Raw genomic sequence first — 18,247 nt, forward strand, 5'->3', positions numbered from 1 at the left:
CGACGGGTGCGGCTGGGGGCAATGGCTGGACTGGTTGGACGGCTTCGATTTGCCGGATGGCTTTGGCTTGTTCGATTGGCTTGTCTGATCGCTCGTCTGATCTTCCCGGAATTCGTTCGTCATGCGTAATCGTTCGATCATGCGGCACTTGCGTTTGTGGCAGTGGCTGCTGCTGGTAGTGGCTTTTCTCGTCTGGTACGTTCTCACGAGCCCGACGCTGCTGCCCGCGTTCTACTTCGATAGCCCCGACAAGGCGGCCTTCTTCTTCGGTGAGCCGCAGAAGGTGTTGCTCCAGATCTGGCAGTGGTTCGCCAGCGGGGAGATCTATCTGCATCTCGGCGTCACGTTGCTCGAGACGGTGCTCGCCTTTGCCATCGGCACCGTGTTCGGGTTGGCGGTGGGGCTGTGGCTGGCGCTCTCGCCGAGCGCCGGCGCGTTGTTCGATCCGTACATCAAGGCGGCCAACTCGATGCCTCGCGTGATTCTCGCGCCGATCTTCGGCGTGTGGTTCGGGCTTGGCATCTGGTCGAAAGTCGCGCTGGGCGTGACGCTGGTGTTCTTCATCGTGTTCTTCAACGTGTATCAGGGCGTAAAGGAAGTGAGCCCGGTCGTGCTGGCGAACGCCCGCATGCTGGGGGCGAATCAGCGCCAGTTGCTGCGTCGTGTGTATCTGCCGAGCGCCACGAGCTGGGTGTTCTCCAGCCTGCACAACTCGGTCGGGCTCGCGTTCGTCGGGGCGGTGGTTGGGGAGTACCTGGGGTCGGCGCGCGGCGTCGGCTACCTGATCCTGCAAGCGGAAGGCACGTTCGACATCAACGCCGTCATTGCCGGGGTGCTGATCCTGACCGCGTTTGCCCTGGTACTCGATGGACTCGTCGGTGTGGTCGAGCGACGATTGCTCGTCTGGCAACCGCAGGCCGGCGAGACCGAGAAGATGTGACGTGCGCTCGCCGGTGGTGTTGACCCCGGCGAGCGTGACGGAACCGCGGCAGATTTGTGGCGGATCCGTGGCTGTTTTGTGGCTATCTATTCGTCGCAACCACGGGCGTGATGCTGTGATGGCGTCATATCCGGGCACCTTTCCTCGGTTACAATTGCCGCATGCGAATCCTGCTCAGCAACGACGATGGTTATCAGGCGCCCGGCCTGGCCGCGCTTTATGAAGCGCTGGCACCGCTTGGCGACATTACCGTGGTGGCGCCCGAACAGAACTGTAGCGGTGCGTCCAATTCCCTGACCTTGCAACGGCCGCTTTCGGTGTTCAAGGGCGGCAATGGCTTCACGTTCATCAACGGCACGCCGACCGACTGCGTTCACGTGGCGCTGACCGGACTGCTCGACGAACGCCCCGATATCGTTGTCTCCGGCATCAACAACGGCCAGAACATGGGCGAAGACACGTTGTATTCCGGGACCGTGGCGGCGGCCACCGAGGGGTTTCTCTTCGGCATTCCTTCGTTCGCGTTCTCGCAAGTCCATAAAGGTTGGGATCATCTCGACAGCGCGGCGCGCGTGGCGCGCGAAGTCGTCGAGCGCTATATGGAGCGCCCGCTCGGGGCGCCGTTCCTGTTGAACGTCAATATCCCCAACGTACCTTACGATCGCCTCAAGGGCGCGCTGGCGACACGACTTGGGAAGCGACACCAATCGCAGCCGGTGATCCGTCAGGAAAATCCGCGCGGCGAGACGATTTACTGGATCGGGCCGGCGGGCGACGCACGCGACAGCAGCGAAGGCACCGATTTTCACGCCGTGGCGCACGATTACGTCTCGGTCACCCCCTTGCAACTGGATCTCACGCACACCGCACGACTTGGCGTCGTGCACGACTGGCTGGCCAGCGCAGGGGTGACCCAACGATGACGACACCGCCAAAGCGTTTTCCTCTCCCCCTGGCCGATGTGATGGCCCGCCGGCAACGCAAGGCGCCGGCACTCGACAAGGCGTCGCGGGCGAGTCCCGCGGGCGCACCGCCCGCCGCGATGACGCGTGCTGCGGCGTCCACGAGTCAGGGCAACGGGAAGGCGCCGACAGGCGGTAATCCTTCGCCCAATACGAATGCACACACCGCGCTGCGGGCTGCCGCGACGCCAATGGCAGGCGCGTCGGCGCGGCCCGGTGGCGCACAAACACCGCACGCGGTCGTGCCGAAGGGGCTTGCACGGCCCGCATTCTCACCCCACGCACAGCCAGCGCCACATGCCGTAAAAAGTGCGCCGCGACCCACCGTCAAGGTGACGGGGCCGGGTCATGCCCAGCCAAGCGCGGCGGCAGGCGCAATCGGCAAGCTCGGCGCGGTCGGTGCCAAGGGTGCGACGCGCGGCGCCACGCCCACTCGGGTTTCGGCTGGCGCGACCGGGCGGGCGAGTGCCTCGGCGCTCGGGCATTCGCCGGATGGCATCGGACTGACCTCGGCACGGGTGCGCACGCGAATGGCTGAACGCGTGGCAGCGTCGGGCGTCAAACACCCGGGCGTGCTGGCGGCGCTGGCGAGCGTGCCGCGTCACGGATTCGTCGACGCCGCGCTCGCCAATCAGGCTTATGAAGACGCCGCGCTGCCGATCGGCCATGGGCAGACGATTTCCAAACCATCGGTCGTCGGGCGGATGATCGAGTTGCTGCTTGCCGGCGGGCGTCCGCTCGAGAAGGTGCTGGAAATCGGCACTGGCTGCGGCTATCAGGCGGCGGTGCTGTCGTGTGTGGCGCGCGACGTCTATTCGATCGAACGCGTTCGTCCGTTGCATGAGCGTGCCAAGGCCAACTTGCGACCGTTGCGGGTGCCGAATATCCGCCTGCACTACGGTGACGGGCGGCTGGGGCTGCCTGCGGTCGCGCCGTTCGACGGCATCGTGATCGCCGCCGCCGGGCTGGAAATTCCGGACGCGCTGATCGATCAACTCGCCGTTGGCGCACGCCTCGTCGCGCCGGTGGGCGGCGAGCAGCAGATTTTGACCCTCATCGAGCGCATCGGTGCGCGCCAGTGGCGCGAGACGCAGCTTGATAGGGTGTTATTCGTCCCCTTAAAATCGGGCATCATCTAAGCCCGACGGGCCTATTCTGCGGAGGATTTGAGTGAATTTGCGAGCGGGTTTCCAACAACGCGTCGCCAGTGTCCTGTTGCTGAGCATGCTGGCAGCGTGCGCATCGCGACAAGTCGGGGCGCCGGTCGTCGACCGTACCGTGGGCGGCGTGGCGACCGACAGTGGTGCGCCAGGCGCAGCGCCTGTCATTGACAATACGCCAGTGCCGGCGGGGTATTACCGCGTCAAGCCCGGTGATCGCCTCTATCGCATCGCGCTGGAGAACGGTCAGAACTATCGCGACATCGCGCGCTGGAACAATATCCAGAACCCGGATCAGATCGAGGTCGGTCAGGTGCTGCGGGTGAAGCCGCCAGCCGGCGACACCGGCACGCCGTTGCCGGCGCCGCTCGCCAGCAACAATCCGGCATCGGTGCCGCCGGCGGTCGTGACGCCGCCGGCCAGCGCATCGGCATCGGTCGCGCCGTCCGCCGTGTCGAGCGGCGCGTTGCAACTCTCGTGGCCGGCCAAGGGCAGTGTCGTGGGGCGCTTCGACGATTCGAAGAACAAGGGCCTGAACATTGGCGGGACCCTCGGCGAGCCTGTCTATGCGGCGGGCGCGGGCAAGGTCGTGTATTCGGGCGCCGGTCTGCGCGGTTATGGCAACCTCGTCATCATCAAACACGACGCGACCTTCTTGACGGCGTATGCGCACAACCGCACACTGTTGGTCAAGGAAGGCGACTCCGTCACGCGGGGTCAGAAAATTGCCGAAATGGGCAACTCGGATGCCGATCGTGTCATGCTGCACTTCGAGGTACGTCGCGACGGCAAGCCTGTGGATCCGATGAAGTATTTGCCGCCTCAATAAACTAGGCAGGGTCGAATGCTCAAGAGAAAGCGTCGCACTTCGCAAGAGGAAGACCTCGCTGCCCCGGAGCCCGATCAGGACGTCGACGATCGGCAATCCCGGCAGGACGAGGACGTGGACGACGCTTTCGGCGAGCGCGAGGCGGAGGACGACGACGCGTCGTCGTCCGACGCTGCCGAAGAAGGCGCAGCGAGCCGCAAGCGCAAACCTGCCGAGGCCGAAGACTTCGGCACGGTGCTGCAGGCCGAACTCACGGCCGATACCGTTCAGCACTACCTCAACCGTATCAGTGTCAAGCCGCTGCTCACGCCCGCGGAAGAGTTCGATTACTCCACGCGTGCCCAGGCAGGCGAGTTTGCGGCTCGTCAGGTCATGATCGAGCGCAATCTGCGCCTCGTCGTGAGCATCGCCAAGGGTTATCTCAATCGCGGCGTGCCACTGCTCGATCTGATCGAGGAGGGCAATCTCGGACTGATGCATGCGATCGAAAAGTTCGACCCCGGGCGCGGGTTCCGTTTCTCGACCTATGCCACGTGGTGGATTCGCCAGAGTATCGAGCGCGCCATCATGAATCAGGCGCGCACCGTGCGCTTGCCGGTGCATGTGATTCGCGAACTCAATCAGGTGCTGCGCGCGAAGCGTCATCTCGAAAAGAGTGCGGCGTATGTCGATAGTGGCGAGCAGCGCGAAGCGAGTATCGAAGACATCGCCGATTTGACCGGCAAGACGCCCGAGGAGATCACTGACATTCTCGCGCTCAACGAGCATGTGGCATCGCTCGACGCGCCGCTGGAAATCGATCCTGGCAGCAGCCTGCTGGACCTGCTCTCGGACGATCACAGCGAGGCCCCCGAACAGGAGGTGCAGCATCGGGAGCTGGAAGACCTCATGCGCCTGTGGCTCTCTCGCCTGTCGACCAAGCATCGCTACGTGATCGAGCGCCGGTTCGGACTCAACCGTGTGGAGCCGGCCACGCTCGAAGAACTGGCTGACGAGATGGGGCTCACCCGCGAGCGCGTGCGTCAGATCCAGCAAGAGGCACTCGTCAAACTCAAGCGCTATTTCGCGTCCAACGGGGTACGCAAGGACGCTGTGCTCTGATTGGCGTTCACAATGACGACCGCCGCCGGGCGCCGTTGCGCGCGTCGCTCGCGGTGGCATTCCACGGCGTCGTCGTCGCATGGCGGCGCACCCTGATTTTCACTTCAGAATTTCACCATGTCATCTCCAGTCCTCGTCTTCGACATTGAAACGATCCCCGACGTCGACGGCCTGCGCAAGCTTGAACCGGCGTATGCCGGACTGTCCGACGACGCCGTGGCCGACGCCGCCTTTGCCGCTCGCCGGGAAAAGGTGGGGCACGATTTTCTCCCGCTGCACTTGCAGCGCGTGGCAGCGATCTCGTGCGTGTTTCGCGATCGGGACGGCTTTCGCGTGAAGTCTCTGGGGACGCTAGACGACGGCGAGGGGGCACTCGTCTCCGGCTTCTATCGCACGATCGAAAAGTACGCACCGCAACTCGTGTCGTGGAATGGTGGTGGCTTCGATCTGCCCGTGCTGCATTACCGCGCGATGATTCACGGCATCGCCGCGCCGCGCTATTGGGACATGGGCGAAGACGATCGCGAGTTCAAGTGGAACAACTACATTAGCCGATATCACCATCGCCATCTGGATCTGATGGATCTGCTGGCGATGTATCAGGCCCGCGCCAATGCGCCGCTCGACGATCTGGCCAAGCTGTGTGGTTTTCCCGGCAAGCTGGGCATGGACGGCAGCAAGGTCTGGGAAGCGTTTCGCGCCGGCAAGCTGGAGGAGATTCGCAATTATTGCGAGACGGACGTGGTGAACACGTATCTCGTCTACTGCCGTTACCAATTGATGCGAGGCGGTTTGCGTCAGGCCGAGTACGAGCAGGAGATCGAATTCGTACGGCGCTCGCTGGAAGCGGAGGCGGCGCCGCACTGGAAGGAATATCTCGCCGCCTGGGCGTGATCGATCGCCCGCGTGGTTGGCAGGCGGGTCGGGGGGGCGCTGGGTGATGTGGGTGGAGCGGGTGAAGCGGATGAAGCGGGTGAAGCGGGTGAAGCGGGTGAAGCGGGTGAAGCGGATGAAGCGGGTGATGTGAGTGATGTGGCTGATGTACGCGGTGTGAGGGGGAGGGGTGGTGTGAGCGGTATGAGTCGTACGCGTGATGTGAGTGATGTGGCTGATGCAAGTGGTGTGAGGGATAGGAGTGGTACGGGTGGTATGGGTGGTATGGGTGGTATGGGTGGTTTGGGGAGGCTGTGCGGACGAGCGGTGCATCAGTGGCGAGCGAATCGATTAAAATGCTCGGTTTGCTGTCGCACATGAGAACAACGACGTGACCCGCTCCTCCCGAAATTCCTCGCGTGGCCGGCCTGCTGCCGAGCCCGGCATCATCGACATCGAATCGCTCGACATGGAGGCGCGCGGCGTTGGCCGCACCGCGCCCGAGGGCGAACCGGGCACGCCGGACTTCAAGCCCGGCAAGGTGATCTTCGTCGAAGGCGCGCTGCCGGGCGAACGTGTCACCTATCTCAGCTATCGCCGCAAACCCAAGTTCGAGCAGGCCGAAGCCGTCGACGTGCTGCGTGCGAGCCCGATGCGTGCCAAGCCGCAGTGCCCGCACTTCGGCAAATGCGGTGGGTGCTCGATGCAGCATCTCGAACCGCGGGCGCAAATCGCCATCAAGCAGCGTGTGCTCGAAGACAATTTGGCGCGTCTGGGCAAGGTCAAGGCGGAAGCCATCCTGCGGCCCATTCAGGGGCCGGACTGGGGCTATCGTTTCCGTGCTCGACTGACCGTGCGCTACGTGCCGAAAAAAGGCGGCGTGCTCATCGGATTCCATGAGCGCAGGAGCAGCTATGTGGCCGACATGGACTCGTGCGAAGTGCTGCCGCGCCACGTCTCCGATATGCTCGTGCCGCTGCGCCGTCTGGTCGAGTCGCTGTCCATTCGCGAGCGCCTGCCGCAGATCGAGCTGGCCATCGGCGCCGACGTGACGGCGCTCGTGCTCCGTATTCTTGAACCCCTCACACCGGCGGACGAAGACATCTTGCGCGCCTTCGCGGACGCGAATCGCGTGCAGTTCTGGGTTCAGCCGAAGGGGCCGGACACGGCGGTACCGTTTTATCCGCTCGATCCGGAGTTGCATTACACCCTGCCGGAATATCAGATCCGGATGCCGTTCAAGCCGACGGACTTTACGCAGGTCAACCATCAGATCAACCGCGTGCTGGTGCATCGCGCGTTGCGCTTGCTGGCGCCGGCGTCGCATGAGCGCGTGCTCGATCTGTTCTGCGGTCTGGGTAACTTCACGCTGCCACTGGCGCGTCGCGCCGGCACCGTCATGGGAATCGAGGGCAGCACAGCGCTCACAGAGCGCGCGCTCGCCAATGCGCAGCGTAACGGCGTGGCCGAACGCACGGAATTTGCATGCCGGAACCTGTTCGACATCACGCCCGAGGATATTCGGGCGTTGGGCGCGTTCGACCGCTATCTGATCGATCCGCCGCGCGAAGGGGCGCTGGCGGTATCGAAGGCGCTCGCCGAATTGGCGCAGCAGGGCTACGAGGGCCTGCCCAAGCGCATCGTCTACGTGTCCTGCAGCCCGGCGACGCTGGCGCGTGACGCGGGCGTGCTCGTGCACGAGGCGGGCTATCGCCTGACGTTGGCAGGGGTGGTGAATATGTTCCCGCACACGTCGCACGTCGAGTCGATGGCCGTGTTCGAGCATGAGAGCATCGGTCAGCCGTGGGTGCCGAGCGTGCGGATATCGGCGTCGGACGCGCCGGCCGATCCGCTCGATGGGGTGGATGCGGGCGTTGAAGCGATTGCCGGCGCCACCGGGGGTGACGGCGTGATTCACGACGAAGCTTGATTGCGTGTGACTGTCGAGCATTGGCCGCCACAGCCGTGAAACCGTGGTAGTCGATGGATTTGCGTGGGCAAAATCACGGGCCTGCGTGCCCCGTCCCGTCAGCGCATCCGCATCGGGCGAGCACGCTCGCAAGGGCGTGAAACGGGCGCGTCGCACGGGCACTGCGCGTGTGACATCGCTCGGGCGCATCGCAAAAGCGCGTCGAGCAAAGAAAAAGCCAGCCCCGAGGGACTGGCTTTTTCGCATCCGGGGCGTCGCGCGGGTATGCCCGCGCCGCCGGTCGGTCGCGTCAGTTGCGATTGCCGCCCAGCACGCCGAGGATGGCGAGCAGGTTGGTGAAGATGTTGTACAGGTCGAGGTAAATCGCGAGCGTTGCGGTGACGTAGTTCGTCTCGCCGCCGTTCACCACGCGCTGCACGTCGAACAGGATGTACGCGGAGAAGATGGCGATGGCGATCACCGAGACCGTCAACATCAGGGCCGGCAGTTGCAGCCAGATATTGGCGACGGAGGCCAGCAGGATCACGATCACGCCCATGAACAGCCACTTGCCCAGTCCGCTGAAGTCACGCTTGCTGACTGTAGCGACCGTTGCCATGACGCCAAAGATCGCGGCCGTGCCGCCGAACGCCAGCATGATGAGCGAGGCGCCGTTCGAGAATCCCAGCACGAAGCTCAGCAAACGCGTGAGCATCAGGCCCATGAAGAACGTAAAGCCCAGCAGCAACGCAACCCCGACGCCGCTGTTCTTGAAGCGCTCGATCGCAAACATGAAGCCGAACGCGATCGCGAGGAACGCGATCATGCTGACCATCGGGCTGCCCGCAAACAGGGCGAAGCCGTAGTTCAAGCCCAGCCAGGCACCTGCAATCGTCGGCAGCATCGACAGCGCGAGCAGCCAGTACGTATTGCGCAGCACCTTGTTGCGCATCTGTACGGTCGTGACGTCGCGCATCCCGCCGTAGCCGAAACGTTGGAAATCCTGGTTCATTTCTTGTGTTCTCCGTGGTCATTGTGCCCGCCGGCGGGGCCGGCAAGCGCCGCTTTGACGCTTACGACGACCGGCTTGTCGCCGGTCGATCCCCCGCAGCCGTCTGTCCGGCTCGTCGTGAAGTCACAGCATACCGAAAGATGGCGGGGAAAGCGCTCGGACGATGCTGAAAATGTCAGGGCGAATGCCTGAATTTCAATCCGCTGCACCGTTGTCAGAGCCTCCCATGTGGGGAAGGTACCCGAATCCCGCGCCGAACTCGACTTCGCGAAAAGCCGGATCGTCCCGGCCGTCCTGCGTTTGAGCGGTATGTGCGCTGTAGGTTCCATCCCCAACACAATAGCCTTCGTGCTACAATCACGGGTTCATGTTGATTGTATAACTGCTTAATTTTTTGGAGTTTTTCATGGCAGTCGAACGCACTTTGTCGATTATCAAGCCCGATGCCGTTGCCAAGAACGTGATCGGCCAGATCTATAGCCGCTTCGAGAACGCGGGCCTGAAGATCGCTGCTGCCAAGCTGGTGCACCTGTCGCGCGCCGAAGCCGAGCAGTTCTACGCCGTGCACAAGGAGCGTCCGTTCTTCAAGGATCTGGTCGACTTCATGGTCTCGGGCCCGGTCATGATCCAGGTGCTCGAAGGCGAAAACGCCGTGGCGAAGCATCGCGACCTGATGGGCGCGACCGATCCGAAGAAGGCTGAGAAGGGTACGATTCGCGCCGACTTCGCCGACAGCATCGACGCGAACGCCGTGCACGGCTCGGACGCCGCTGAAACGGCTGCCGTGGAGGTGTCGTTCTTCTTCCCGGGCATGAACGTCTACGCGCGCTGATCCGCGTCTAGCCGCTCAATGGCAGGAAGTTACCGAAGGGATGTTGACGGACCAGGGTCATGACCAACCTTACGAATCTGCTTGATTACGATCCGGACGGTCTGGCCGCCTATTGCGGCTCGCTCGGCGAGAAGCCGTTCCGTGCCCGCCAGCTCCAGCGCTGGATCCACCAGATGGGCGCCGCCGATTTCGACGGCATGACCGATCTGGCCAAGTCGCTGCGCGAGAAGTTGCACACGCGTGCGATGATCGCCGCGCCCGATGTCATCACCGACCACCTGTCGGCGGATGGCACGCGCAAGTGGCTGCTGGACGTGGGCAACGGCAATGCCGTCGAGACCGTCTACATCCCTGAGGAAACGCGTGGCACGCTTTGCGTCTCGTCGCAGGCGGGCTGCGCCGTCAACTGTCGGTTCTGTTCGACCGGCAAGCAGGGTTTCTCGCGCAATCTGTCGCTGGGCGAAATCATCGGTCAGTTGTGGATGGCCGAATTTGCCTTGCGCCGCGATCTCGGTCGCGAGGGCAAGAACGAGCGCGTCATCACCAACGTGGTGATGATGGGCATGGGCGAGCCGTTGCTCAACTTCGAGAACGTCGTAGGGGCGATGCGCCTGATGCTTGACGACAACGCTTACGGGCTGTCGCGTCGTCGTGTCACGTTGTCTACCTCGGGTGTCGTGCCGATGATGGATCGGCTGGGCCAGGAATTGCCCGTGGCGCTCGCGGTGTCGCTGCATGCGCCGAACGATGCGCTGCGCGATGTCCTCGTCCCGCTCAACAAGAAATATCCGCTACGCGAGCTGATGGGCGCGTGCGAACGTTACCTGGAAGTGGCGCCGCGCGATTTCATCACGTTCGAGTACTGCATGCTCGACGGTGTGAACGACACCGAGGCGCATGCGCGCGAGCTGGTCGCGCTGACGCGCGACGTGCCGTGCAAATTCAATCTGATCCCGTTCAATCCGTTTCCCGAGTCGGGCCTGTTGCGCTCGAAGGACCCGCAGATCAAGCGCTTTGCGCAAATTCTGCTAGACGCGGGCCTCGTGACGACCGTGCGCAAGACGCGCGGCGATGACATCGACGCCGCTTGTGGTCAACTCGCCGGCGAGGTGCAGGATCGCACGCGACTTGCACAGCGCGGCAAATTCGGGAAAATCGCGGTCGAGGTGCGTACCGTATGACGTTGCGCATGGGCGGGCGCGGACCGTGGCGAGGGCCGTCGGCCCGGCGCGTGTCATGCCGCCCGTCGGATCAGTCTCGCACGACAGCATTCCTTGCGCAGGGCGCCTTACGTGTCCTGCGCGATTCCTTCAGTTCCTTGCAGAATCCTTCGATGCGCCGCGCAGATCCTAACGCCGTGCGCACGGTGGGTGATGGGGGGGAATTGGGCTCAGCATATCCTCAGCCGCTGCGGGCGGCTGCTTACGAACGGGGGCGTATCGATGGATAACCAGAATCAGGCGGAAGCCGGCGGGCAAGCCGAGGCTCAGGGCCAAGGCGGGTCACAGGGCTCGGCCGCCGGATGGGCTGAGCTGGGTGCGCAGGTGGGTGCGCAACTGGCCGCATTGCGCGAGAAGCGCGGCATGTCGATCGAAGACGTGTCGGCACGTCTGAAAATCTCGGTGCAGAAGCTCAAGCGCCTCGAAACCGGCGAGTGGGAAGCCCTGCCGGAAATCCCGTTTATTCTGGGGGTTGTGCGTAGTTACGCACGCATGCTCGGGGCTGATCCGGAACCGATGGTCGAGCCGCTGCGCAGTTTCGGCCGCGCCGCTGCCGTGGACGTGCCGCAGGCGCCGGTGGGCCAGCCCAGCATCCCGAAGAGCCCGGTTCGTTTTCGCTCGCCGGTCGCGGCCTCGCAAGCCAAATGGCCGTGGGCCTTGGTCGCCCTGGTGGTGATCGCGGGCGCCGCATGGTACTTCGGCAACGCCCACAAGTCGGGCCGTGGAGCGGTTGAGCCGGCGGAACTGGCCAGCGCGGCGTCGGCGGCGGGTGCGGAGCCTGCCAGCCAGCCGGTCGTGGCCGACGCCAACGGCACGCCACCGGGGGCGGAGGGGGCGAACAACGCGAACAACGCGAACAACGGTAATACGGAAAGCACGGTCAATAGCGCTTCGGCCAGTGCTGCAGCGGCGGGCCCGGGCTTGATCGCTGCGGCGGACCCGACGCATGTGGTGGCCGGGCTGACCGGCGCGAGTTCGGCGACGGCAACGGTCGCATCGACGCCAGCGTCTGCTGCCAGTGTCGGTGTGCCTGGGACGGGCAAGATTGCGTTGCGTCTGAAAGCCGACAGTTGGGTCGAAGTGCGTTCGAAGGAAGGCAAGGTGCTGTTCTCCCAACTGATGCGCGCGGGGACTGCGCAGGAAATCACGGGCGATGCGCCGCTCAAGATCGTTGTGGGCAACGTGGCGGGCGTCGAATCGCTGGAATTCAACGGTCAACCGGTCGAGATCAAGTCCCGCAATGCGGGTAATGTGGCGCGCTTGACGCTGCAGTGAGACCGAAAGAGGGTAATCATGGCTTCTGTAGAATGCATGCCGATCATCGGTGGTCCGGCACCCCGTCGTCAGTCTCGTAAGGTCGCCATTCGCTGGGGCGGCCAGCTCGTGACGGTCGGTGGCGATTCGCCGATCCGCGTGCAATCGATGACCAACACCGATACCGCAGATGCGATCGGTACGGCCATTCAGGTCAAGGAACTGGCACAGGCGGGCTCCGAACTGGTGCGCATCACGGTGAACACGCCGGAAGCGGCCGCCGCGGTGCCGGCGATTCGCGAGCAACTCGACCGCATGGGCGTGGCGGTGCCGCTCGTGGGCGACTTCCATTACAACGGCCACAAGCTGCTCGCCGACTATCCGGCGTGCGCCGAGGCGCTGTCGAAATACCGTATCAATCCGGGCAACGTCGGGCAGGGCGCCAAGCGCGACACGCAGTTCTCGCAGATGATCGAAATGGCGATCCAGTACGACAAACCGGTGCGTATCGGCGTGAACTGGGGCAGCCTGGACCAGTCGTTGCTCGCGCGCATCATGGACGAGAACGCCGCGCGCGCCCAGCCCTGGGACGCCCAAAGCGTGATGTACGAAGCGCTCATCACATCGGCCCTGGAGTCGGCGGCATTGGCGCAACGCGTGGGCCTGCCGGCCGACAAGATCCTGCTGTCGTGCAAGGTAAGCGCGGTGCAGGACCTGATCGCCGTGTATCGCGAATTGGCCAAGCGGTGCGACTACGCGCTGCATTTGGGATTGACCGAAGCCGGCATGGGCTCGAAGGGTATTGTGGCGTCGACCGCGGCGCTGTCGGTGCTGCTGCAGGAAGGGATTGGCGATACGATCCGCATCTCGCTGACTCCCGAACCGGGCGGTGCACGTACCGCGGAAGTCGTCGTGGCGCAGGAAATCCTGCAGACGATGGGCCTGCGCGCGTTCGCGCCGATGGTTATCGCCTGCCCGGGTTGCGGCCGCACGACGAGCACGGTGTTCCAGGAGCTGGCCTCCCGAATTCAGACATATCTGCGTGAACAAATGCCGGTATGGAAGGCTCAATATCCCGGCGTCGAAAACATGAACGTCGCGGTGATGGGTTGCATCGTGAACGGTCCGGGGGAATCGAAGCACGCGAACATCGGCATCAGCTTGCCGGGTTCCGGAGAATCGCCGGCCGCACCGGTCTTTGTCGATGGCGAGAAGGTGCGCACGCTGCGCGGCGATCATATCGCCGAAGAGTTCCAGCAGATCGTCGACGAGTACGTGAAGACCCGCTACGCACAGGCCGAAGGAGCGGTCGCCGCCTAAGCCGGCAGGACACAAGAGAATATGACTGACGCAAAGAAGAAGCGCCCCGCCAAACTGGCCGGGGTCAAAGGCATGAACGATATCCTCCCGCAGGACGAAGCCCTGTGGGAGTTTTTCGAGGAATCGGTGCGCGCTATGCTGCGCGCCTACGGCTATCAGCAGATCCGCACGCCGATCCTCGAGCACACGCAGTTGTTCACGCGCGGTATCGGTGAAGTGACCGACATTGTCGAGAAGGAGATGTACAGCTTCACCGATTCGCTCAATGGCGAGCAGCTTACGATGCGCCCTGAGGGCACGGCCGCGGCGGTTCGCGCAACGCTCGAACACAACCTGCTTTACAGCGGTCCGAAGCGTCTGTGGTACTTCGGGCCGATGTTCCGGCACGAGAAGCCGCAGCGCGGGCGCTATCGCCAGTTCCACCAGGTGGGCGTCGAAGCGCTGGGGCTTGCTGGCCCGGATGCGGATGTCGAAATCATCCTGATGTGCCAGCGCCTGTGGGACGATCTCGGCTTGACTGGTATTCACTTGCAGCTGAACTCGCTCGGGCAGGGCGAAGAGCGTGCGCGTCATCGCGCCGATCTGATCGCCTATCTCGAGAAGCACGTCGACCTGCTCGATGAAGACGGCAAGCGCCGTCTCTACACGAACCCGTTGCGCGTGCTCGATACGAAGAACCCGGCGATGCAGGCGATGGTCGAAGGGGCACCGAAGCTCATCGATTACCTCGGCGAGGACTCGATCAAGCACTTCGAAGGCGTGCAGTCGCTGCTCAAGGCGAACAACATCCCGTTCACGATCAATCCGCGTCTGGTGCGCGGCCTGGATTACTACAACCTGACCGTATTCGAGTGGGTGACCGACAAGCTCGGCGCGCAAGGCACGGTTGCCGGTGGCGGTCGTTACGATCCGCTGGTCGAGCAACTGGGGGGCGATGCTACGCCCGCATGCGGCTGGGCGATGGGCGTTGAGCGCATTCTCGAATTGCTCCGCGAAGACGACCTCGTGCCGCAGGCTGAGGGCGCCGACGTCTATGTCGTGCACCAGGGCGAGACGGCCGTTGCGCCGGCCTTGATCGCGGCCGAGCGGATGCGCGACGCCGGGTTGAACGTCGTGTTCCATTGCAGCCCGGACGGCAAGAGCAGCAGCTTCAAGTCGCAGATGAAGCGAGCGGACGCGAGCGGCGCGAACTTCGCCGTCATCGTCGGCGAGAACGAAGTGGCGTCGGGCACCGTCGTGGTCAAGCATCTGCGTGCGGCTGATCCGGCGAACAACCAGACGAGCGTGGCGTTCGACGCCCTCGCAGAGCACCTGATCGACGCCATCGTCGCCAGCGCCGACGAAAGCGTGAACGAAAGCCTGGCCGACGACGGCACGGCGAACAAGACGCTTCATTAAACCCAAGACGCCAGACACGGAGAACCCCGGCGAATGAGCAGCTATCACGAGGAACAGGAACAGATCGAGAACGTAAAGGCCTGGTGGAAGGACTACGGCAACTACGTTATCTGGATGCTGGTCGTCATCATGCTGGCCTATGGTGGCTGGAACTTGTGGCGCTATTACGATCGCAAGCAGACGGTCGAGGCCGGGGTGCTTTACGGCGAGTTGGAGACCGCGATCGACGCCAAGGACCGCGCGAAGGTGGCACGTATCGCGTCGGACATGGAAAGCAAGTTCAGCGGCACGCCGTACGCCCAGATGACGGCGCTGCTCGCGGCCAAGTCGCTCGCCGATGCCGGCGATGCGGCGCTCGCCAAGGCACAACTGCAATGGGCCGTGTCGAATGCGAAGGACGACGAGTACAAGCAACTTGCCAAGCTGCGTCTGGCCGGTGTGCTGCTCGACGAGAAGGCGTACGACGAGGCGCTCAAGCTGCTCGACAACCCGCCGGCGCCGTATGCCGCGCTGTTCGCCGATCGCCGTGGCGACGTGCTGGTCGCGCAGAGCAAGGTGGCCGATGCACGGGCCGCGTACAAGCTGGCACTCGACAAGCTCGGCAAGCAAGATGCGGGCATGCGCCAGTTCGTGCAATTCAAGCTCGACGCGCTGGGGGCCTGACGCGCGTCGGCAATCCGTTGACAAGTATTACCCTCCCATAACGCATAACCGGGTACATGATGATCCTTAACGACTTCCGTCGATCGATGCCGCAAACGATGGCCATGTCACAGTCCGTGCCGTCCGATTCGCCGCGCCGTGGCATTTTCAAGCGCGCCGGCAGCGCCGTGCTGATGCTGGCTGTGCTGGGTACGCTGGGAGGGTGCGGACTCTTTGGCAGCAAGCCGGCGCATGAGCCGACACCGCTCACGACGTTCAAGCAGGCCTTGAATGTCAAACAGATCTGGACAGCGAGCGTCGGTAAGTCCGGGGCCTATAGCTTCGCACCGGTCTCGGTAGGTAATGCTGTCTTCGCGGCGGGCGCCAACGGCAGCATCGTGCGCGTGGATGCGGACACGGGGGCGACCACTTGGTCGGCCAAGGCGGACATGAACATCACCGCCGGTCCGGGCAGCGATGGCGAGACCACCGTCGTCGCTACGCACAAGGGAGACGTGATCGCGTTCGATCACGACGGCAAGCCGTCCTGGAAGGCCAACGCCGGTAGCGAAGTGCTCACAGCGCCGCTGGTCGGCCGGGGGCTGGTCGTCGTGCGTGCGATCAACAACCGCGTGACGGCGTTTGATGCGGGCACCGGTTCGGTGCGCTGGTCTTACTCGCAGCCGACGTCGACGCTCACGCTGCGCACCGGCAGCGGCATGACGTTCGTGGGCGACCGCGCGGTCGTGAGTGGCTTCCCCGGCGGCAAGCTGGTGGCGCTCGATGCCACCACCGGCAACCCGCTTTGGGTCACGCCGTTGTCGTACCCGAAGGGCGTGACCGAAGTGGAGCGTGTGAATGACGTCACGGGCACGCCGGTCGTCTTCGGCCGCCAGGTGTGCGGAGCGACGTTCCAGGGCCGCGTCGGATGCGCCGATGTGCAGACCGGCAATGGCCTTTGGGCCCGCGAGTTTTCGTCGCCGAATGGGGTGACGCAGGATGAGCGCGTGGTGGCAGCGGTCAATACCGACGGCGCCGTCTACGCTTTCAACGCCGCCGATGGCAGTACACTGTGGCACAACGACAAGCTCAAGTACCGCGACTTGTCGGCGCCGCTGGCGCTCGGGCGCGTGGTGGTCGTGGGCGACAAGCAGGGCTATTTGCATTTCCTGTCGCGTGACAACGGCGAACTCCTCGCCCGCGTCAAACTCAGTGGTGCGATCAGCGCGCAACCGGTGCTCGCCGGTCAGACGCTGGTCGTGCAAACGCGCGACGGCAACATCTACGGCTTCCGTCCGGAATAACCGGTTACCGGCAGCACCCGGGCATTTTCCGGGAACGGCCGGCAGCGCGCCGGCCGTCTTCGTTTTTAGGGCTTATTCATGAAACCCGTGATCGCGCTCGTAGGGCGCCCCAACGTCGGCAAATCGACGCTATTCAACCGTTTGACCCGCTCGCGCGACGCGCTCGTCGCCGACATGCCCGGGCTCACGCGCGACCGTCACTACGGCGAGGGGCGCGTTGGCGAGCATCCGTATCTGGTGATCGACACCGGTGGCTTCGAACCCGTGGCCAAGGACGGCATTTTCCACGAAATGGCCAAGCAGACGCGCCAGGCCGTGGTCGAGGCCGACGTGGTGATCTATATCGTGGACGGGCGTCAGGGCCTGACGCCGCAGGACCAGATCATTGCCGACTACCTGCGCAAGACGGGGCGCAAGATCATGCTCGTGGTCAACAAGGCCGAAGGCATGAAGTACAGCGCGGTCGCGAACGACTTCTACGAACTTGGCCTCGGCGATCCGCTGGCGATCTCGGCGGCGCACGGCGACGGCGTGAAGGAAGTCATCGACGAAGCCATCGCGCCGTTCTACGCCAATCAGGACGAGAACGAGGACAGCACGCGCGACGACGGGCGGGTGAAGATCGCGATCGTCGGACGTCCGAACGTCGGCAAGTCGACGCTGGTCAATACGCTGCTCGGCGAAGAGCGCGTGATCGCGTTCGACATGCCGGGTACCACGCGCGATTCGATCCACATCGAATTCGAGCGTCAGGGGCGCAACTATACGTTGATCGATACGGCCGGGCTGCGTCGCCGCGGCAAGGTGTTCGAAGCGGTCGAGAAGTTTTCGGTGGTGAAAACACTGCAATCGATTGCCGACGCGAACGTCGTGATCCTTATGCTCGATGCCCGTCAGGACATCTCCGACCAGGACGCACACATTGCCGGCTTCATCGTCGAGTCGGGACGTGCGGTGGTTGTGGGCGTGAACAAGTGGGACGGCCTGGACGAGTACACCCGCGAGCAGACCAAGCAGGAGCTTGAGCGAAAACTCAAATTCCTTGGCTTTGCGAACTTCCACTTCATCTCGGCGACGAAGGCCACAGGCATTGGCCCGTTGATGCGCTCGGTGGACGAGGCGTACGCGGCGGCCATGACAAAGTTGCCGACGCCGAAGCTCACACGTGCCCTCAACGAGGCAGTGGAGCACCAGCAGCCGCGGCGTTCCGGGTTCTCGCGTCCGAAGCTGCGCTACGCGCATCAAGGGGGCTCGAATCCGCCGATCATCGTCATTCACGGGAATAGTCTCGATGGTGTGACCGACAGCTATCGCCGCTATCTGGAGAACCGTTTCCGGGAAACTTTTAAGTTGAAGGGCACTCCATTACGCATAGAGTTCCGCAACAGCGCGAACCCTTACGCCAAGGGCGAGTGAAAGCCAAACCCGGGCGGGGTTTTGCTGGCGACGCTAGCAAAATCGGCTATAGTGTGGAGGTCAGGGTGGGAAGCG

Annotated in this window: 16 protein-coding genes; 15 read left to right on the plus strand and 1 reads right to left on the minus strand. The window is 63.7% G+C overall.

The annotated features are described in order from the left end of the window. The first annotated feature begins 121 nt into the window (after positions 1-121). The 7 genes from PEP31012_RS21195 to rlmD all read left to right on the plus strand — a co-directional run bounded on the left by PEP31012_RS21195 (position 122) and on the right by rlmD (position 7,795). Positions 122-940, plus strand: coding sequence for an ABC transporter permease (locus tag PEP31012_RS21195; protein ID WP_150591248.1), 819 nt, complete (start codon positions 122-124; stop codon positions 938-940). Between the two features lie 161 nt (positions 941-1,101). After that, positions 1,102-1,863: a 5'/3'-nucleotidase SurE gene (surE, locus tag PEP31012_RS21200; RefSeq protein WP_150591249.1), complete on the plus strand. Its 762-nt coding sequence runs from the start codon at positions 1,102-1,104 to the stop codon at positions 1,861-1,863. Further along, complete coding sequence (locus PEP31012_RS21205; RefSeq protein WP_150591250.1) at positions 1,860-3,041, plus strand: protein-L-isoaspartate(D-aspartate) O-methyltransferase; 1,182 nt, start codon at positions 1,860-1,862, stop codon at positions 3,039-3,041. The genes surE and PEP31012_RS21205 overlap by 4 nt, the downstream gene beginning before the upstream one ends. An 85-nt stretch (positions 3,042-3,126) precedes the next feature. After that, entirely contained in the window at positions 3,127-3,891 is a 765-nt protein-coding gene (locus PEP31012_RS21210; RefSeq protein WP_246171421.1) for a peptidoglycan DD-metalloendopeptidase family protein, read from the plus strand. Positions 3,892-3,906: 15 nt separating this feature from the next. After that, positions 3,907-4,992: an RNA polymerase sigma factor RpoS gene (rpoS, locus tag PEP31012_RS21215; protein ID WP_150591252.1), complete on the plus strand. Its 1,086-nt coding sequence runs from the start codon at positions 3,907-3,909 to the stop codon at positions 4,990-4,992. Between the two features lie 117 nt (positions 4,993-5,109). Next, positions 5,110-5,886, plus strand: a complete 777-nt coding sequence (locus PEP31012_RS21220) for a 3'-5' exonuclease (protein ID WP_150591253.1) — start codon at positions 5,110-5,112, stop codon at positions 5,884-5,886. A 370-nt stretch (positions 5,887-6,256) separates the two neighbouring features. Then, positions 6,257-7,795 (plus strand): 23S rRNA (uracil(1939)-C(5))-methyltransferase RlmD, encoded by a 1,539-nt coding sequence (rlmD, locus tag PEP31012_RS21230; protein ID WP_425494982.1) that lies wholly within the window; start codon positions 6,257-6,259, stop codon positions 7,793-7,795. Positions 7,796-8,084: 289 nt separating this feature from the next. Here rlmD and PEP31012_RS21235 read toward each other — a convergent pair whose 3' ends face one another. Then, on the minus strand, positions 8,085-8,750 hold the full coding sequence (locus PEP31012_RS21235; RefSeq protein ID WP_425494983.1) for a Bax inhibitor-1/YccA family protein: 666 nt from the start codon (positions 8,748-8,750) through the stop codon (positions 8,085-8,087). 442 nt (positions 8,751-9,192) lie between these two features. Between PEP31012_RS21235 and ndk the strand changes: the two genes are divergently transcribed. The 8 genes from ndk to der all read left to right on the plus strand — a co-directional run bounded on the left by ndk (position 9,193) and on the right by der (position 18,172). Beyond that, the gene (gene ndk, locus PEP31012_RS21240) at positions 9,193-9,618 is read left to right on the plus strand and encodes a nucleoside-diphosphate kinase (RefSeq protein WP_017231638.1); all 426 of its coding nucleotides are present in this window, start codon (positions 9,193-9,195) and stop codon (positions 9,616-9,618) included. Between the two features lie 59 nt (positions 9,619-9,677). Then, a complete protein-coding gene (rlmN, locus tag PEP31012_RS21245) occupies positions 9,678-10,799 on the plus strand; it encodes a dual-specificity RNA methyltransferase RlmN (protein ID WP_150591256.1) in 1,122 nt (373 codons plus the stop codon). Positions 10,800-11,060: 261 nt separating this feature from the next. After that, positions 11,061-12,113 carry a helix-turn-helix domain-containing protein gene (locus PEP31012_RS21250; RefSeq protein ID WP_174978350.1) on the plus strand — a complete coding sequence of 351 codons (1,053 nt, stop codon included), beginning with the start codon at positions 11,061-11,063 and terminating at the stop codon, positions 12,111-12,113. Positions 12,114-12,131: 18 nt separating this feature from the next. Further along, positions 12,132-13,412 (plus strand): flavodoxin-dependent (E)-4-hydroxy-3-methylbut-2-enyl-diphosphate synthase, encoded by a 1,281-nt coding sequence (ispG, locus tag PEP31012_RS21255; protein ID WP_150591258.1) that lies wholly within the window; start codon positions 12,132-12,134, stop codon positions 13,410-13,412. Between the two features lie 21 nt (positions 13,413-13,433). Further along, complete coding sequence (gene hisS, locus PEP31012_RS21260) at positions 13,434-14,810, plus strand: histidine--tRNA ligase (protein ID WP_150591259.1); 1,377 nt, start codon at positions 13,434-13,436, stop codon at positions 14,808-14,810. Positions 14,811-14,843: 33 nt separating this feature from the next. Beyond that, the gene (locus tag PEP31012_RS21265) at positions 14,844-15,473 is read left to right on the plus strand and encodes a tetratricopeptide repeat protein (protein ID WP_150591260.1); all 630 of its coding nucleotides are present in this window, start codon (positions 14,844-14,846) and stop codon (positions 15,471-15,473) included. Positions 15,474-15,577: 104 nt separating this feature from the next. Next, entirely contained in the window at positions 15,578-16,756 is a 1,179-nt protein-coding gene (gene bamB / locus PEP31012_RS21270; protein ID WP_174978351.1) for an outer membrane protein assembly factor BamB, read from the plus strand. Between the two features lie 78 nt (positions 16,757-16,834). After that, positions 16,835-18,172, plus strand: a complete 1,338-nt coding sequence (gene der, locus PEP31012_RS21275) for a ribosome biogenesis GTPase Der (protein ID WP_150591262.1) — start codon at positions 16,835-16,837, stop codon at positions 18,170-18,172. The last annotated feature ends 75 nt before the right edge of the window (positions 18,173-18,247 follow it).

Origin of the sequence: Pandoraea eparura, from assembly GCF_902459725.1 — a bacterium.
Classification (GTDB): Bacteria; Pseudomonadota; Gammaproteobacteria; order Burkholderiales; family Burkholderiaceae; genus Pandoraea; species Pandoraea eparura.

Bases quoted from the DNA above. Each gene is read 5' to 3' on its own strand.
- rlmN (WP_150591256.1), top strand. From the start codon at position 9,678: ATGACCAACCTTACGAATCTGCTTGATTACGATCCGGACGGTCTGGCC.
- PEP31012_RS21220 (WP_150591253.1), top strand. From the start codon at position 5,110: ATGTCATCTCCAGTCCTCGTCTTCGACATTGAAACGATCCCCGACGTC.
- der (WP_150591262.1), top strand. From the start codon at position 16,835: ATGAAACCCGTGATCGCGCTCGTAGGGCGCCCCAACGTCGGCAAATCG.
- PEP31012_RS21195 (WP_150591248.1), top strand. From the start codon at position 122: ATGCGTAATCGTTCGATCATGCGGCACTTGCGTTTGTGGCAGTGGCTG.
- PEP31012_RS21250 (WP_174978350.1), top strand. From the start codon at position 11,061: ATGGATAACCAGAATCAGGCGGAAGCCGGCGGGCAAGCCGAGGCTCAG.
- ispG (WP_150591258.1), top strand. From the start codon at position 12,132: ATGGCTTCTGTAGAATGCATGCCGATCATCGGTGGTCCGGCACCCCGT.
- PEP31012_RS21210 (WP_246171421.1), top strand. From the start codon at position 3,127: ATGCTGGCAGCGTGCGCATCGCGACAAGTCGGGGCGCCGGTCGTCGAC.
- hisS (WP_150591259.1), top strand. From the start codon at position 13,434: ATGACTGACGCAAAGAAGAAGCGCCCCGCCAAACTGGCCGGGGTCAAA.
- rpoS (WP_150591252.1), top strand. From the start codon at position 3,907: ATGCTCAAGAGAAAGCGTCGCACTTCGCAAGAGGAAGACCTCGCTGCC.
- bamB (WP_174978351.1), top strand. From the start codon at position 15,578: ATGTCACAGTCCGTGCCGTCCGATTCGCCGCGCCGTGGCATTTTCAAG.
- PEP31012_RS21205 (WP_150591250.1), top strand. From the start codon at position 1,860: ATGACGACACCGCCAAAGCGTTTTCCTCTCCCCCTGGCCGATGTGATG.
- surE (WP_150591249.1), top strand. From the start codon at position 1,102: ATGCGAATCCTGCTCAGCAACGACGATGGTTATCAGGCGCCCGGCCTG.
- ndk (WP_017231638.1), top strand. From the start codon at position 9,193: ATGGCAGTCGAACGCACTTTGTCGATTATCAAGCCCGATGCCGTTGCC.
- PEP31012_RS21265 (WP_150591260.1), top strand. From the start codon at position 14,844: ATGAGCAGCTATCACGAGGAACAGGAACAGATCGAGAACGTAAAGGCC.
- PEP31012_RS21235 (WP_425494983.1), bottom strand. From the start codon at position 8,750: ATGCGCGACGTCACGACCGTACAGATGCGCAACAAGGTGCTGCGCAAT.